The 518-nt window shown below is 59.8% G+C and carries 1 pseudogene; it reads left to right on the top strand.

The features are described 5' to 3' along the window. Positions 1-518, top strand: a pseudogene (locus tag P0D89_RS53970) (ISKra4-like element ISBte1 family transposase); the annotation flags it as partial.

The following is a 518-nucleotide window of genomic DNA, read 5'->3' as shown; positions in this document are numbered from 1 at the left end:
TGTGGCGCGCGATGAACGGGTGACCGTGATCAGCGACGACGCCGGTGAATTTGGGAAGACGGTCGAGGGCAGTCAGCTGGCTCGCGGTCGGATCCTCGACTGGTTTCACCTCGCGATGAAGCTCCAGGCGGCGGAGCGCTCCGTGTTCGTCAGCAAGATGATCGACTCGATGGAACGGGAGTCGGTGGAAAGCGAGATCATCCACGCGAAATGGTTGGTCTGGCATGGAAAGGGCAGCAAGGCGTTGGAGCGGATCAAGGCACTGGACAGTCGGCTCCTGTCGAGGGAGGGATACGAATTCAAAACGCTGTGGTGGAATCTGAACACCATCTCCAGTTACCTCAAGAACAACGCGCGCACGTTGGTCAACGACGGCGCCCGGCATCGCAAGGGCCTGCCGATCATCAGCAGCATCGCCGAGTCTGCGGTGAACCACGTTGTCAGCTACCGTATGGCCAAGAAACGACAAATGCGCTGGACTGACGAAGGGGCGCACTGCATGGTGCAGGTCAGGGTAG

Source organism: Paraburkholderia sp. RL18-085-BIA-A (assembly GCF_046027075.1).
GTDB lineage: Bacteria > Pseudomonadota > Gammaproteobacteria > Burkholderiales > Burkholderiaceae > Paraburkholderia.
This window is presented reverse-complemented; position numbering and strand designations above follow the sequence as displayed.